Source organism: Massilia sp. IC2-476, from assembly GCF_020707295.1.
In the GTDB taxonomy this organism is placed as follows: Bacteria; Pseudomonadota; Gammaproteobacteria; order Burkholderiales; family Burkholderiaceae_D; genus Telluria.
Map to the genome: position 1 here is coordinate 287509 of NZ_JAJFER010000006.1, position 14502 is coordinate 302010.

Annotated in this window: 11 protein-coding genes; 6 read left to right on the plus strand and 5 right to left on the minus strand. The window is 67.9% G+C overall.

Going from position 1 to position 14502, the window contains the following annotated elements; all coding sequences use genetic code 11:
- The first annotated feature begins 1 nt into the window (after position 1).
- From LK539_RS17445 to pncB, 3 genes are all read left to right on the plus strand, one after another.
- Positions 2 to 622: a hypothetical protein gene (locus LK539_RS17445; RefSeq protein ID WP_227802323.1), complete on the plus strand. Its 621-nt coding sequence runs from the start codon at positions 2 to 4 to the stop codon at positions 620 to 622.
- A gap of 104 nt (positions 623 to 726) precedes the next feature.
- A complete protein-coding gene (locus tag LK539_RS17450; protein WP_227802324.1) occupies positions 727 to 1233 on the plus strand; it encodes an SET domain-containing protein in 507 nt (168 codons plus the stop codon).
- A 9-nt stretch (positions 1234 to 1242) separates the two neighbouring features.
- Complete coding sequence (pncB, locus tag LK539_RS17455; protein WP_227802325.1) at positions 1243 to 2436, plus strand: nicotinate phosphoribosyltransferase; 1194 nt, start codon at positions 1243 to 1245, stop codon at positions 2434 to 2436.
- A gap of 27 nt (positions 2437 to 2463) precedes the next feature.
- On the opposite strand, the gene LK539_RS24490 is transcribed toward pncB, so the two are convergent.
- A complete protein-coding gene (locus LK539_RS24490; protein ID WP_307729114.1) occupies positions 2464 to 4050 on the minus strand; it encodes a methyl-accepting chemotaxis protein in 1587 nt (528 codons plus the stop codon).
- Positions 4051 to 4357: 307 nt separating this feature from the next.
- Here LK539_RS24490 and LK539_RS17465 point away from each other — a divergent pair, with 307 nt between their 5' ends.
- Positions 4358 to 5107 carry a GAF domain-containing protein gene (locus LK539_RS17465; protein WP_227802326.1) on the plus strand — a complete coding sequence of 250 codons (750 nt, stop codon included), beginning with the start codon at positions 4358 to 4360 and terminating at the stop codon, positions 5105 to 5107.
- Between the two features lie 82 nt (positions 5108 to 5189).
- The gene (locus LK539_RS17470; RefSeq protein ID WP_227802327.1) at positions 5190 to 5606 is read left to right on the plus strand and encodes a DUF4019 domain-containing protein; all 417 of its coding nucleotides are present in this window, start codon (positions 5190 to 5192) and stop codon (positions 5604 to 5606) included.
- A 3-nt stretch (positions 5607 to 5609) separates the two neighbouring features.
- Here LK539_RS17470 and LK539_RS17475 read toward each other — a convergent pair whose 3' ends face one another.
- The 4 genes from LK539_RS17475 to LK539_RS17490 form a co-directional block, all read right to left on the minus strand.
- On the minus strand, positions 5610 to 6680 hold the full coding sequence (locus LK539_RS17475) for a major royal jelly family protein (RefSeq protein ID WP_227802328.1): 1071 nt from the start codon (positions 6678 to 6680) through the stop codon (positions 5610 to 5612).
- On the minus strand, positions 6677 to 7903 hold the full coding sequence (locus tag LK539_RS17480; RefSeq protein ID WP_227802329.1) for a DNA topoisomerase IB: 1227 nt from the start codon (positions 7901 to 7903) through the stop codon (positions 6677 to 6679). The genes LK539_RS17475 and LK539_RS17480 overlap by 4 nt, the downstream gene beginning before the upstream one ends.
- Positions 7904 to 7982: 79 nt before the next feature.
- Positions 7983 to 9629, minus strand: coding sequence for a Na+/H+ antiporter (locus LK539_RS17485; RefSeq protein WP_227802330.1), 1647 nt, complete (start codon positions 9627 to 9629; stop codon positions 7983 to 7985).
- A 60-nt stretch (positions 9630 to 9689) separates the two neighbouring features.
- Positions 9690 to 11936 (minus strand): ATP-binding protein, encoded by a 2247-nt coding sequence (locus tag LK539_RS17490; protein ID WP_227802411.1) that lies wholly within the window; start codon positions 11934 to 11936, stop codon positions 9690 to 9692.
- Positions 11937 to 12097: 161 nt separating this feature from the next.
- Here LK539_RS17490 and LK539_RS17495 point away from each other — a divergent pair, with 161 nt between their 5' ends.
- Positions 12098 to 14482 carry a bifunctional salicylyl-CoA 5-hydroxylase/oxidoreductase gene (locus LK539_RS17495; protein ID WP_227802331.1) on the plus strand — a complete coding sequence of 795 codons (2385 nt, stop codon included), beginning with the start codon at positions 12098 to 12100 and terminating at the stop codon, positions 14480 to 14482.
- Positions 14483 to 14502: the final 20 nt, after the last annotated feature.

Consider the following 14502-nt stretch of genomic DNA (forward strand, 5'->3'; position numbering starts at 1 on the left):
CGTGTTCGAGAACTGCAATCCGATGCCGCGCCCGCGCGCGGCCGCGGCTGACATCCTGGCCCTCGGCTGGCGCGCGCACCGCTGCTGGCCGGCCTGGCGGAACATGCGGCGGGCGCTGGCCGCCCTGCGCGAGGGAGGCCGCGCGGTGCTGCTGGTACGCGCCGCGGCGGCGCGCCCCTATGGGAACGCGCTGTTCCCGACCGACCTCTCGCCTGCCTCGCTGGAGAGCCTGCGGTGCGCGCTGGCCACGCTGCCGCGCATGCGCTTCACCCTGCTGCATGTGTGCCGCATCGCCGGGGAAGGGCACATGCGCGCGGCCGATGTGGGCGACGCCGCGCTCGACGAGTGCCGCCGTCGGGTCGCGCGCAGGGCGCGTGCGGCCGGCCAGCGCTTCGTGGCGCAGGCCCCGTCTTGCGACGCCCGGCTGGTGCTGCGGGTAGCGCGCCAGCCCTGGGCCGTAACGGTCGCCGCGCATGCCGCTGCGGCGGCTCCGGATGTACTGGTACTCGCCGGCGTAGGCGGCGGATTGCTGGAAGACTGGCGACGCCGCGCGGACCTGTGCACGCTGCTGCGCCGGACCACGTGCGACCTGTTGCTGCTGCCGCGTGCGCATGCGGCCTGATGTTGCGCGCCATCCTTGCACGCGGTGCTAAGTGTGCGGCATCGTGGAGGCGATTGGTATCATAATGGCAATCGCTTCCACAACCTGCCCACGATCCCACCGCGATGACCACGACCGCCGCCAAGTCCAGCCCTGCCTACGAAGTCAGGAAGTCCCCCGTCCACGGCAACGGCGTCTTCGCGCTCAAGCCCATCGGCGCCGGCGAACGCATCATCGAATACCGGGGCGAGCGCATCACCTGGGAGGAGGCGACCGAGCGCGCGGCCAGGGCGGGCGGCCCGATCAACCACACCTTCTACTTCACGCTGGCCGACGGCCGCGTGATCGACGGCGGCAGCCGCGGCAACGCGGCGCGCTGGATCAACCATGCCTGCAGTCCCAACTGCGAAGCCTTCGAAGAGGACGGGCGCGTCTACATCCACGCGATGCGCGACATCGAAGCGGGCGAAGAGCTGAACTACAACTACGCGCTGATCTACGACGAGCGCCATACGCCGGCCCTGAAAAAACTGTTCGCCTGCCGCTGCGGCACGCCGGGCTGCACCGGCACCATGCTGGCCCCGAAAAAGCGCGTCAAGAACCGCGCGCCGAAAAGTGCCGCCACCGCCTGAAGGAGCCAGATGAAACCCGTCGTCCGCAGCCTGCTCGAAACCGACCTGTACAAGTTCACCATGTGGCAGGCGCTGCTGCACAGCCATCCCGACGCGGTCGGCGAGTACGAATTCCTGTGCCGGAACCAGCCGGCCTATCCGTTGGCCGAACTGAAGGAGGAAGTCGAGCGCGAGCTCGACCACCTGTGCTCGCTGATGTTCCAGGACCACGAAGTGGCCTACCTGCGCAGCCTGCGCTTCATCAGGAGTGATTTTGCCGACCTGCTGACCCTGTTCCGCTTCCAGCGCAAGTTCATCAAGGTGGAAACCGATGGCCCGCACCTGCGCATCAAGGCCACCGGTCCGCTGGTGCATGTGATGGGCTTCGAGATCTTTGTACTCTACATCGTCAACGAACTGTACTTCCGCCGCTTCGACCAGGACGCGGCGCTGGCGGAAGCACGGGTGCGCCTGCGCCAGAAGATCGAGGAATTACGCGCTTTCGAGCAGGAGCCGGCGCGCGCCACGCCCTTCGAATTCTTCGACTTCGGGGTGCGCCGGCGCTTCTCGGGCGAATGGCACGACGAAGTGGTGGCCACCCTGGCGCGCGAGCTGCCCCAGTTCTTCAAGGGCACCTCGAACGTCTACCTGGCGCACAGGTACAACCTGGTGCCGATCGGGACCATGGCCCACGAATACCTGCAGGCCTACCAGGCCTTCGGGGTGCGCCTGCGCGACTTCCAGAAGGCGGCGCTGGAAGACTGGGTGCAGGAATACCGGGGTGACCTGGGCACGGCGCTCACCGACGTGGTCGGCATGGATGCTTTCCTGCGTGACTTCGACCTGTATTTCGCCAAGCTGTTCGACGGGCTGCGCCACGATTCGGGCGACCCGGTGGAGTGGGGCGAGAAGGCGCTGGCGCACTACGCGCGCCTGCGCATCGACGCGCGCACCAAGCGCATGGTGTTCTCGGACGCGCTCACGGTGCCCAAGGCGCTCTCGCTGTACCGCCACTTCGCCGACCGCACCATGCTCGGCTTCGGCATCGGCACCAAGCTCACCAACGACACGCCCCACCAGGCCCTGAACATCGTCATGAAGCTCACCCACTGTAACGGCCAGCCGGTGGCCAAGCTGTCGGACACGCCGGGCAAGTCGATGTGCACCGACGAGACCTTCCTGGCCTACCTGCGCCAGGTGTTCGAGCACCCGGGCGAGGGCTGATCCCCGCCCGTCCTCGCATTGGGCCGTTCAGGCCAGCGCCAGGCGGCGTGGCGTGCGGCCGGCCGGCTCTTCCAGCTGGAAGGTATTGACCACCGCCGCCAGTTCCGCGGCCTGGGTCTGCAGCGACTGGGCCGCGGCGGCGGCTTCCTCCACCAGGGCGGCATTCTGGATCGTCATTTCGTCGAGGCGGACGATGGCTTCGTCGACGCGCTCGATGTCGGCGCGCTGGGTGCCGGTCGCGCTGCTGATTCTCCCCATGATGTCGGTGACGCGGTGCACGCCCTCGACCACCTGGCGGATGGTGTCGCCGGCCTGGCCGACCAGGGTGGCGCCGAGGCCGACCTTTTCCACCGAGTCCTCGATCAGGGCCTTGATCTCCTTCGCCGCCGCGGCCGAGCGGTGCGCCAGGTTGCGCACTTCGCTCGCCACCACCGCGAAACCGCGCCCCTGCTCACCGGCGCGCGCCGCTTCCACTGCCGCGTTCAGCGCCAGGATATTGGTCTGGAAGGCGATGCCGTCGATGACCGCGATGATGTCGACGATCTTCTTGGACGACGCATCGATCAGCTGCATCGTGGTGACGACTTCGTCCACCGCGGCGCCGCCCTTGACCGAGATGCTCGAGGCATTGCCGGCCAGGGCGCTCGCCTGGGCCGCATAGTCGGCGTTCTGGCGCACCGATTCGATCAGCTGCTTCATCGAACTGGCCACCTGGGCCAGTGCGGCAGCCTGGGTCTCGGTGCGGCTTGACAGGTCGAGGTTGCCCGACGCGATCTCGGACGAGGCCGAGGCGATCGCATCGGTCCCGCCGCGCACCTTGCTGACAATGGCGCTCAGGCCGTCGCGCATGGCGCTCATGGCAAACAGCAGGCTGGCCGGACGGGCGCGGGCGGTATCCACCCGATGCTGCAGTTCACCCTCGGCAATCGCGCGCGCCACGCTGGTGGCGTAGGCCGGCTCGCCGCCGAGCTGGGACACCAGGCTGCGCACCAGCACCAGCGCCACCACGACACACAGCACCACCGCCAGCACGCTCAGGCCCGTGATCCAGTAGCGCGCGCTGGATGCCTCGCTCGCCGACGTGGCCATGGCATCCGAAGTATGGACCTGCAACTCCTTGAGCAGCACCTCGATGTCGGCCACGATCTGGCGTCGCAGCGGAGTGCATTCGTTCACCAGGAAGGTTCCGAAGCCTTCCATGTCGCCGCTACTGCGGTAGGCGCGGGGACGCTCCAGTTCGCGCGCCATCGCCCCCATCCCGTCGCGGACCTTCTTGTACTGGGGATTGTCGGCGAGGACGGGGTCGAGGCGGGCGAGGGCGGCCAGGTACTGGGCCTTCTGGCTGTCGACCAGGTCGAGCTCGCGCCGCGCCGCGGCCTCGTCCTTGAAGATATAGGCGTTGCGCGCCGCGATGCCGGTCTGGGCCAGCGCTTCGCGCGCCGCGTACAGGGGTTCGAGTTCGGCTTCGCGTACCGTGTCGGCCGTACGCAGGGCTTGTTCGATGTTGTTGATGCGGGAAACCGAGAACACCGCCAGGATGAGTGTGACCGCCAAGATCAGGGCAAAGGCCGCGACCATTTTTGTGGCGATGCCCATCTGCTTGAAGAAGTTCATATTATTTCTTTTCATTGTAAGAACTACGGTTGACGAACTGAAGACTTGGTAAGCCTGAGCTACCGTCTGTCGATTTTATTTTGTTTAATCAACATTCTTATGAGCAAGTTCATATCGTGCGCGTCTTTGTCCCGCACTTGACCAGCTAATTGAATTTGTTCAAATCGATTAATTGAACTTGTTCAATTTCTTATTATCAATATTATTTGACGGATTTGTGTATATCAGAAGCCAAGATTTGACACAAGGCCCGAGGATGAGAAATTTCGGCAAATCGGCTATACTCTCGGAATCTATAGGACCGCTAATGCAGAGCAAGTTCACCGAAGAGGATCCGATCCTCACCACCAGTGCCGCGGCAAGAATGCTGGGTGTCGCGACTAGTACTGTTCAGCTGTGGATGGAAAGCGGCGCCATCCCCTCGTGGAAAACTCCGGGTGGCCACCGTCGCACCCGGCAAAGCACCATCCAGGCCATGCTGGACCGTGCGGGCCCCTTGTCGGGCGCGCTGTCCGGCGAGACCCTGGTGCAGGCGCCGACCGATCCCGAATTCCTGCTGGAAGGCGGCGAGACCTATCCGACCCACCCGGACGAGGCCCGCCGCCTGGCCGTGCTCGCTGCATCGGGCCTGGTCGACAGTCCACAGGAAGAACGCTTCAACCGCATCGTGCGCCTGGCGGCGACCGTCACCGGTTCGCCGATCGCGCTGGTCTCGCTCCTGACCGCACGCCGCCAGTGGTTCAAGGCGCGTGTCGGACTGGGACCGCAGGAAACCCCGCGCGAGTGGGCCTTCTGTTCGCACGCGATCCTGCAGGACGCGCCCTTCATGGTCGAAGACGCGGCTACCGACGAACGCTTCCGCGAAAACCCATTGGTGCTGGCCGAGCCGCACATCCGCTTCTATGCGGGCGTGCCGCTGCGCGACCGCTCCGGTATGCCGATGGGCACGCTCTGCGTGATCGACCGCGAACCGCGCCGCCTGCGCACGGCCGAGCTGCAGGCGCTGTGCGACCTCGCCGATATCGCCTCGTCCGAGTTCCAGGCCAAGACGGCCTAAGCTCACGCAACAATCCGCGACAAAGTTCCCGGCCGCTTCCGGTATGCTGGACAGTATTGTCCATTCACTACCGGGAGCTTCCATGCGATTTGCCGCCGCCATCCTGCTGTCCACCGCCGTGCTGGTCCACCCTGCCCGCGCGCAGGACACTGCCGCCGCCACGCAGGCGGCTACCAAGGTCGCGGAGACCTGGCTGACGCTGGCCGACACCGGCAATTACGCGGAGAGCTGGAAGCAGGGCGCGGCCCTGTTCCGCAGCGCCGTGACGCAGGAGCGCTGGGCCGAAGCCTTGCGGGCGGCGCGCGGCCCGCTCGGCGCCGTCAAGTCGCGCACGCTGGCGCGCACGCAGTACACGCGCACGCTGCCCAATGCTCCCGAAGGCGAGTATGTGGTGATCCAGTACCAGACCGAATTCGCCGGCCGTTCCGCCACCGAGACCGTGGTCCCGATGCGCGAGGCCGACGGCAGCTGGCGCGTATCCGGCTACGTCGTCCAGTAAGCCTCAGAAGCTCCCGCCGGCCAGCTTCCACAGCTGGGTTGGCAAGGCTGGGGGCGCATCCGGCTTGAAGAAGGCCGAATCCTGGATGTGCGAGGTGGTGACGTAGACCGTGCCGTCCGGACCCTGGGTAAAGGTGTCGGGCCAGCGCAGGCGCTCGTCCTGCACCAGCACTTCCGGCTGTCCGGACGGGCCGGCGTCGAGGTCGCGCACTTTGACCGCATTGTCCTCGACTGCGCTGAGCAGCATTTGATTGGTGCCGCGCGGGATCAGGAGGCCGTCCGAGACGCCGTTCCTGCCGAATTCCCCGACCTGGCCGCCGACGTCTTCCCCTTGCATGCCCTTGCCGGTCAGGACTGCGGTCTCGATCCGGTACAGGGTGTCGCCCTTGATCGCCTGCCAGTACAGCCAGCGCCCGTCGTCGGACAGCGCGATGCCGTCGGCCGAGAACTCGACGCCGCGTCCGTCCGGGCGGCGCAGCTCCTTGCCGTCGGCCTTGACGTTCAGGCCCTTCTTCATCTGGGTCGACGGATGGCCGTCGAGCAGGCGCACGGTCTTGCCGGCCGCCAGGTCGACCACCAGGATGGCGCCGACCACGCCCGAATCGGTGATGAAGGCGTACTTGCCATCGTTCGAGAAGCGCACGTCGTTCAGGTAGGAGCCCTGCGGCGCGGCTTCTTCGTCGAAGGCGATGCTGCGCACCACCTTATTGACGGCCAGGTCGATCTGCACCAGCTTGGCGCCGCCGGACACCAGGTGGGCCTGGGCCGGCGCCGCCGGGTCCAGCACCCACAGGGAGCCGCGGTCGTCGGCCACGATGCTTTGCACGCAGACCCAGTGCTCGCCCGGCTCCAGTTCATCCTTGCGCGCGTTGCGCCAGGCGTTCCAGGTGGCGTCGGGGTAGGGGCGCAGGCTGCCATCCTTGCCCAGTTCGGCCACCGATACCGCCGTGTCCTCGGTCCAGCGCGGGAAGTTGACGAAGATGCGATTGTCTTCCGAGACCGAGACGCCGGTCACCTGGTGCTCGAAAGCGGCGACCTGCTCGATGCTCCACTGCGTTGCCTGTTCCTTGCTCATGCGGCTCCTCTCATTGTCTGGTTGGCGGCCTGGCGGCGCGGGGCGCGCGCGGCCTTTTTCGTGACTTTGGCGGACTTCGCGGCGGGCGCGCGCTTGCGCTCTTCTTCGCGCTGGCGTTCCGCCTCTTGTTCGTGGCGCAGGCGCTGCTGCAGCATGGCCAGCACCGCGGCTTCTTCCGGCTGCAGCGCATGCAGGTCTTCCGTCAGCTCCTGCTCGGTGCGCTCGCGCAGGGTTTCCAGCACGGCGCCGTCCAGGTAGGCGTCGAGCACCACCGGGTGCACGTAGCACTTGCGGCAGACCGTGGGGGTGTTGCCGAGCTTTTCGGCGACCGATTCGATCGCGCGCACGATGTTCTTCTTGGCCTGGGCTTCGGAATCGAACTTCTCGAATTCCTGCAGGGCCAGCGCTGCCAGCACCGTGCCCGACCAGGTGCGGAAATCCTTGGCCGTGTAGTCTTCGCCCGTGATCGAGCGCAGGTAGTCGTTGACGTCGCTCGAGTCGATGCTGTGGGTCTGGCCTTCTTCGTCGATGTACTGGAACAGTTCCTGGCCGGGCAGCTCGCGCGAGCGGCGAATGATGCGCGCCACGCGGCGGTCGTGCACCTGCACCTTGTGATAGACCCCGCTCTTGCCGCGGAAGCGGAACTCGACGTCGCTGCCGTCCACCTTGACGTGGCGGTTGCGCAGGGTGGTCAGGCCGAAGGACTTGTTGGTGCGCGCATACTCTTCATTGCCGACCCGCATCATGGTCGCTTCCAGCAAGTAGACGATCGTGGCCAGCATTTTTTCGCGCGGCATGCCGGGCAGGGACAGGGCGCGGTCGACTTCCTTGCGGATGAGCGGCAGGGCCTGGCCGAAATTGAGCATGCGCTCGTACTTCACCTCGTCGCGCACGGCGCGCCACTTCGGGTGGTAACGATACTGCTTGCGGCCGCGCGCATCGCGCCCGGTGGCCTGCAGGTGGCCGTTGGCCTGGGGGCAGATCCAGACATCCGTCCAGGCCGGCGGAATCACCAGCGACTTGATGCGCCCCAGGGTGGCGTCGTCGGTGACCGGATCGCCGCCCGCGTCGAGGTAGCGGAAACCCTCGCCCTGCTTAGTTTCCAATTTCTCGCGCCGGATGCCGGGGCGGTCGTCGTGGACGTAGCGCAGCCCGGCCGCCTTGGCGGCGGCTGGCGGGTCGCTGAGCGGGTTGTCGGCGCTGGCCTGGTCTTCGCTATGCATATCGGTCCCCTGAATTCTCTTCGCCCGATCCTACGCCGAACCGCACACAGGCGCCGTTCGGGACTTAACCCAAGTAGGCCTAATGGGCGTCGGCCGAACGGTAGCGCGCCTCGACCAGGTCGATCTCCTGCACCAGCCGGCGCGCCGTCTCGTCGGACAGCTGGCCATGGCGCGCCATCTGCTGCAGCACCTTGCGCTCGGCCGCCAGCGCCGCCAGCCGGTAGTGGCGTTCCGCTTCCTCGGCTGCCCGCACCCGCGCCGGATGGGTGCCGTCGCCCCCACCGCCCAGGCGGTGCTGGTACAGCCCGCGCACCTGTTCGGCGGCGCTGGCGTGGATGTCGGCGTCCTTTTCGTCGTAGGGGTCGGGGTGGCCGGCGGTGTCGATGGCGCCGAGCGCCGCCAGCGCGGCCGCCTGGCGCGCCCGCTCTTCCTCGATCTCGGCGGCGGTCTCCGGCGGCAGCTCGAGCCCGCGCAGCACGCCGGGGAGGCCGATGCTGGCCACCACCAGCGACACGACGATCACGGCGCTGGCCAGGAATACGGCCAGGTCGCGCCCGGGGAAGGGCGCGCCGCCCGGCAGCGCCAGCGGCAGGGTCAGGATGCCGGCCAGGGTGATGGCGCCGCGCACCCCGGCCAGCGAGGTGGCGAAGATCAGGCGCTTCCTCGGCATGATGCCTTCGCGGCCGGCGCGGCGCGCGGCCATGCGCGACAGTTGCAGCGAGATCCAGACCCAGCTGAGTCGCAACAGGATCAGCCCGAGGCTGATCGCCAGCGCATTGCCGGCCAGCCACCAGATATCGCGCGGCACCGGCAGGTCGGGGCCCTGCAGGGCGGCGCGCACGATGTCCGGCAGCTGCTCGCCCAGCAGCACGAACATCACGCCGTTGAGCGCGAACTGCACCGTGTCCCACACCACGTTGCGGCGCACCCGCGTAGTGGCCAGCGCGCGCCCGCCCAGTTCGACGTAGCTCATGGTGATGCCGGCGGCGACCGCGGCCAGGATGCCCGAAGCTTCCAGCCGCTCGGCCGCCATGTAGGCGCCGAAGGGCAGCAGCAGGTTGAGCAGGATCGAGGCGCCCGGTTCCTCGCCGAAGCGCTTGGCCAGCAGGCGCTGGATGCTGGCCATGCCCACCGTGAGCAGGACCCCGGTCGCGATGCCCGCCAGCGCCACCCACAGGAAGGTCAGGGCGGCGCTGCCCAGCGAGAAGGAGCCGGTCAGGGCGGCCGCCACCGCGAAGCGGAAGCACACCAGGCCGCTGGCGTCGTTGAGCAGGGATTCGCCTTCCAGGATGTGCATCAGGCGAGGCGGGATCGGCACGCGCGCCGCGATCGAGCCCACCGCCACCGGGTCGGTCGGGGCCAGGATCGCCGCCAGCGCAAACGAGACCGCCAGTGGCAGTTCGGGAATCAGCCAGTGGATCAAAAAGCCCGCGCCCACCACCGTGAACAGCACCAGGCCGAGCGCCAGTTCCAGGATCACGCCCTTGTCGCGGAACAGCCCGACCTTGGGGATGCGCCAGCCGTCCAGGAACAGCAAGGGCGGCAGGAACAGGATGAAGAAGGTATGCGGCTCCAGCCGTACCGGATGCCAGCCGAGGCTGGCGATGGCCACGCCGAGCCCGATCTGCACCAGGGGCAAGGGCAGGGCAACCGGCAGCACCCGCACCACGTAGCCGCTGGCCACCACCGCCAGCAGCATTGCCAGTACCACCGCGACTTCACCCATGCGTGCTCCCCGGTTTTGGAAAGCCCGATGATATGCCAGGCGCTGGCGCGGCGGCGTCGGCTAGCGCGCTGCGCCGGCGCCCGCTTCGGCCAGCAGCTCGCTCAGCTGCACCGTATTGACGGGCTTGACCATGTAGTGATCGAAGCCGGCTTCGCGCGCGGCGTCGCGGTCTTGCTGGCGGCCGTAGCCGGTGGCGGCGATCAGGGTCGCGTCGCGCGTCTGCGGCAGCTGGCGCAGGCGGCGTGCCAGCTCGGTGCCGTCGAGGTCCGGCAGGCCGATGTCGAGCAGGCAGACCTGGGGCGCGAATACCTTGGCCATCTCGATCGCGTCGAGCGCGTTGTAGGCGATCTCCACCCGATGCCCGCCCGCCGCCAGGAACAGGTTGAGGGTATGGGCCGCGTCCAGGTTGTCGTCCACCACCAGCACCCGCAGCGGCGCCTGGGCTTGGGCAGCGTGGCGCACCGCCTCGGCCACCGGCGACTCGGCTTCGTGCTCGAAGCGCGGCAGGCGCACGCTGAAGCTGCTGCCCTTGCCCAGGCCAGGGCTGGCGGCGCTGACGCTGCCGCCGTGCAGTTCGACCAGGCTGCGCACCAGCGCCAGCCCCAGGCCCAGGCCGCCCTGGGAACGGTCGGGCGTGCGCTCGGCCTGGGTGAACAGGTCGAACACGCGGCCGACCAGGGCGGGCTCCATGCCGATGCCGTCGTCCGCTACTTCGAGCGTCCAGCCCGCGCCATCGGCGTCCTCCAGCAGGCGCAGCGTGATGTGGCCGCCCTCGGGGGTGTACTTGGTGGCGTTGCCCAGCAGGTTGGCCACCACCTGCACCAGGCGCTTGTGGTCGCCCTTGACCCGGGCCGGGGCGGGCGGCAGGTCGAGCACCACCTTGTGGCGGCGGGCGTTGAAGAGGGGGCGGACCTGCTCGGCCGCGTCGTCGACCACCTTGCGCAGGTCCAGCACCCCGGTCGAGAGCGAGACCAGGCCGCGCGTGACGCGCGAGACGTCGAGCAGGTCGTCGACCAGGCTGGTCATGTGCTCGACCTGGCGCGCGATGATGGCGCAGGTCTGGGTGATCTGGGCATTGTCCGAGTGGAGCAGCTTGAGCAGGTGCGCGCCGGTACTGATCGGCGCCAGCGGGTTGCGCAGCTCGTGCGCCAGCATCGCCAGGAACTCGTCCTTGCGCTGGTCGGCCGCGCGCAGCTCGCGCTCGGCCTGGCTGCGCGCCGCTTCCTTGGCCTGCAGCGTGGCCGCCATCTCGTCCAGGGCCGCGGCCAGGCGTCCGATTTCCTCGTTGCCGTAGCTGATGCCGGAGCGGGCCTGCAGCTCGCCGGCGGCGATGCGGCGCGCCGTCTCCATCAGCTTGCGCACCCGCTGCACGATCAGGATGTCGCCCGCCAGCCAGGCCGCCAGCAGGGCCAGCAGGGTGGTCAGGCCCAGCCCCAGCAGCGACATCAACTGGGCGTCGCGCGCCGCCGCGGTGATGGTCTCGACCGGCACCCCGATGGTCACCGTGTATTCCGACAGCGAGGGGCCGCCCACGCGGGCGAAGGCGTGCAGGCGCTCGACCCCGTCCTCGCCGCGCAGCACCAGCGGGTGCTGCGCCGGATGGCGCATGGCGGCCAGCAGGTCGGGCGCGATCTTCTTGCCGAACCAGCGCTCCGGGTCGGGCCGGCGCGAGATGAGCAGGCCGCCCGAGTCGGCCGTCTCGAGGATGGAACCGGGCGGCAGGTTGATGTCGTTCACAAAAGTGTCGAGCCCGGCCAGGTCCATGGCCGAGAACACCACCGCCACCACGCGGCCGGCGCGGTCGGTCACAGGGTAGGTGAGGTTGATCGTGTGCCGGCGGATCACGCGTCCGAACACGTAGTCGCCGGCGATGAAGCGGCGCTCGGCGATGGCGCGCCGGAAGTGGCGGCGGTCGCCCAGGTTCACCGGGTGCAGCATCGGCACCGCGCTGCAGGTGACTTCGCCGTCGAGGCGGATCAGGCCGAAGTTGACATAGCCCTCGTTGCGGTCGAGGACGTCGGCCAGCAGCGCATTGCAGCGCGCGGCCGGGCCCATCAGGTCGGGGACGCTGACCAGGTCGACCAGGATCTGGCGCGCGCGCTCGAGCGACTGCGCTTCGTTGGCGGCGGCCAGGCCGGTGAGGCGCTGCAGGTTTTCCTCGGACGCGCGGATGGCCGCTTCGCGCTCGCGGATGCCGCCCAATACCGTCATGATGGCGATCGGCGTGATCGCCAGCGCAACCAGCAGCATCAGGCGGCTGCGCAGGCTGTTCAGTCCCAGGCGCTGCAATAGTGGATTCTTCAACATCTCGGTGAACTCGGCGTTGGCGTGCACCGATATGGTGCAACGTTTCCGTATTGTACTAAATGGAGAGGCGGCATTGCTCGAACATGGTTTAGGCGGGGGATTGGTTGACACTTAAAGTATCTGTCCATGTAAGATGTCGGCAACACAGAATGGGAGCCTGAATGAAGATCGTGTGCGTGGGCGGCGGCCCGGCAGGCCTGTATTTCGGGCTCTTGACGAAGCTGCGCCATCCGGACTACGCCGTCACCGTGGTCGAGCGCAACCGGGCCAGCGACACCTTCGGCTGGGGCGTGGTGTTTTCCGACCAGACCCTCGGCAACCTGGCTGCGGCGGACGAAGCGAGCGCGCGCGCCATCCTGCAGTCCTTCAATCATTGGGACGATATCGATGTCCACTTCAAGGGACGCACGATCACCTCCAGCGGCCACGGTTTCTGCGGCATCGGCCGCAAGCGCCTGCTGAACATCCTGCAGGAACGCGGCGCGCTACTCGGCGTGGAGCACGTGTTCGAGCACGAGGTGCGCGACGACGCCGAGCTGGCGCGCGCATTCGGCGCCGACCTGGTGGTGGCCTGCGACGGCGTCAACAGCGCGGTGCGCCACCGGTATGCCGACGTGTTCCAGCCTGAAGTCGAGCGCCGCCACTGTCGCTTCGTGTGGCTCGGCACGCGCAAGAAATTCGACGCTTTCACCTTTGCCTTCGAAGAGACCGAGCACGGCTGGTTCCAGGCCCACGCCTACCAGTATGACGGCGATACTTCGACATTTATCGTAGAGACGCCCGAGGACACATGGCAGGCCGCCGGCCTGGAAGCCATGAGCCAGGAACAGGCGCTGGCCTTCTGCGAGCGCCTGTTCGCACCCTACCTCGACGGCCAGCCGCTGATGGCGAATGCCGCCCACCTGCGTGGTTCAGCCATGTGGATCCGCTTTCCCCGCATCGCCTGCCGCCAGTGGATCCACTGGAACGACATCGATGGACGCCGGGTGCCGGTGGTGCTGATGGGCGACGCCGCCCACACTGCCCACTTCTCGATCGGCTCGGGCACCAAGCTGGCGCTGGAAGATGCGATCGAGCTGGCGCGCTGTCTCGAGGATCCCTCCGTCAGCATGGAGGAGGCGCTCGGCAAGTATGAGGAAGCGCGGAGGGTCGAAGTGCTCAAGCTGCAAAGCGCGGCGCGCAATTCGATGGAGTGGTTCGAGAACGTCAGGCGCTACACGGCGATGGAGGCCGAGCAGTTCGCCTATTCGCTGCTGACGCGCAGCCAGCGCCTGTCGCACGAGAACCTGCGCCTGCGCGATCCGGAGTATGTGGCCGGCTTCGAGCGCTGGTTCGCCGAGCGGGCCGCGCAGCAGGCGGGCGTGCCGGCACCTGCTAGTCCCACGCCGCCGATGTTCACCCCTTACAAGGTGCGCAGCGTACTGCTGAAGAACCGCGTGATCGTCTCGCCCATGGCCCAGTATTCGGCAGTCGACGGCACGGTCGGCGACTTCCACCTGACCCACCTGGGCGCCCGCGCGCTCGGCGGCGCCGCGCTGGTGATGGCGGAGATGACCTGCGTGTCCGCAGACGCCCGCATCACGCCCGGCTGCCCGGGCCTGTACACGGCGAAACACACGGCGGCCTGGCGCCGCATCAATGACTTCGTGCACGCGAACTCGGATGCGAAGATCGGCGTGCAGCTCGGCCACGCCGGCGCCAAGGGCTCGACCCGGCCGATGTGGGACGGCATCGACCAGCCGCTCGACGAGGGCAACTGGCCGCTGGTGTCCGCGTCCGAACAGCAGTACCTGCAAGGCGTGTCGCAGCTGGCGCGCGCGGCGAGCCCGGACGACCTGGAGCGCATCAAGGCGGACTTCGTGCGTGCCACCGAAGCCGCCGCGCAGGCCGGCTTCGACTGGCTGGAACTGCACTGCGCCCACGGCTACCTGCTGTCGAGCTTCATCTCACCGCTCACCAACCGCAGGCAAGACGCCTACGGCGGCAGCCTGGAAAACCGCTGCCGCTATCCGCTCGAGGTGTTCGCGGCGATCCGCGCCGTGTGGCCCTCGGCGCTGCCGATCAGCGTGCGCCTGTCGGCCCATGACTGGGTCGAGGGCGGCATCACGCCCGACGATGCGGTCGCCATCGCGCGCCTGTTCAAGGAAGCGGGCGCGGACATGATCGACTGTTCCTCGGGCCAGGTCAGCAAGGAAGAAAAGCCGGTCTTCGGCCGCATGTTCCAGACCCCGTTCGCCGACCGCATCCGCAACGAAGCGGGCATCCCGACCATCGCGGTCGGCTCGATCTATGAGGCTGACCACGTCAACGGCATCGTCTCGGCCGGCCGCGCCGACCTGTGCGCTGTCGCCAGGCCGCACCTGGCCAACCCGGCCTGGACCTTGATGGAAGCGGCGCGCATCGGCTACACGGGTGCAAGCTGGCCGCGCCAGTACCGCGCCGGCAAGCTGCAGCTCGAGCGCAATCTCGAACGCGAACGCCAGATGCAGGCGGCCGGCAGCGGCCTCACGCCGCAGCAGATCGCGGCGCGCCTGCTTGAAGGCTGAACCTACCAGACAGGAGTCAA

Bases quoted from the DNA above. Each gene is read 5' to 3' on its own strand.
- LK539_RS17450 (WP_227802324.1), top strand. From the start codon at position 727: ATGACCACGACCGCCGCCAAGTCCAGCCCTGCCTACGAAGTCAGGAAG.
- pncB (WP_227802325.1), top strand. From the start codon at position 1,243: ATGAAACCCGTCGTCCGCAGCCTGCTCGAAACCGACCTGTACAAGTTC.
- LK539_RS24490 (WP_307729114.1), bottom strand. From the start codon at position 4,050: ATGAACTTCTTCAAGCAGATGGGCATCGCCACAAAAATGGTCGCGGCC.
- LK539_RS17465 (WP_227802326.1), top strand. From the start codon at position 4,358: ATGCAGAGCAAGTTCACCGAAGAGGATCCGATCCTCACCACCAGTGCC.
- LK539_RS17470 (WP_227802327.1), top strand. From the start codon at position 5,190: ATGCGATTTGCCGCCGCCATCCTGCTGTCCACCGCCGTGCTGGTCCAC.
- LK539_RS17475 (WP_227802328.1), bottom strand. From the start codon at position 6,680: ATGAGCAAGGAACAGGCAACGCAGTGGAGCATCGAGCAGGTCGCCGCT.
- LK539_RS17480 (WP_227802329.1), bottom strand. From the start codon at position 7,903: ATGCATAGCGAAGACCAGGCCAGCGCCGACAACCCGCTCAGCGACCCG.
- LK539_RS17485 (WP_227802330.1), bottom strand. From the start codon at position 9,629: ATGGGTGAAGTCGCGGTGGTACTGGCAATGCTGCTGGCGGTGGTGGCC.
- LK539_RS17490 (WP_227802411.1), bottom strand. From the start codon at position 11,936: ATGTTGAAGAATCCACTATTGCAGCGCCTGGGACTGAACAGCCTGCGC.
- LK539_RS17495 (WP_227802331.1), top strand. From the start codon at position 12,098: ATGAAGATCGTGTGCGTGGGCGGCGGCCCGGCAGGCCTGTATTTCGGG.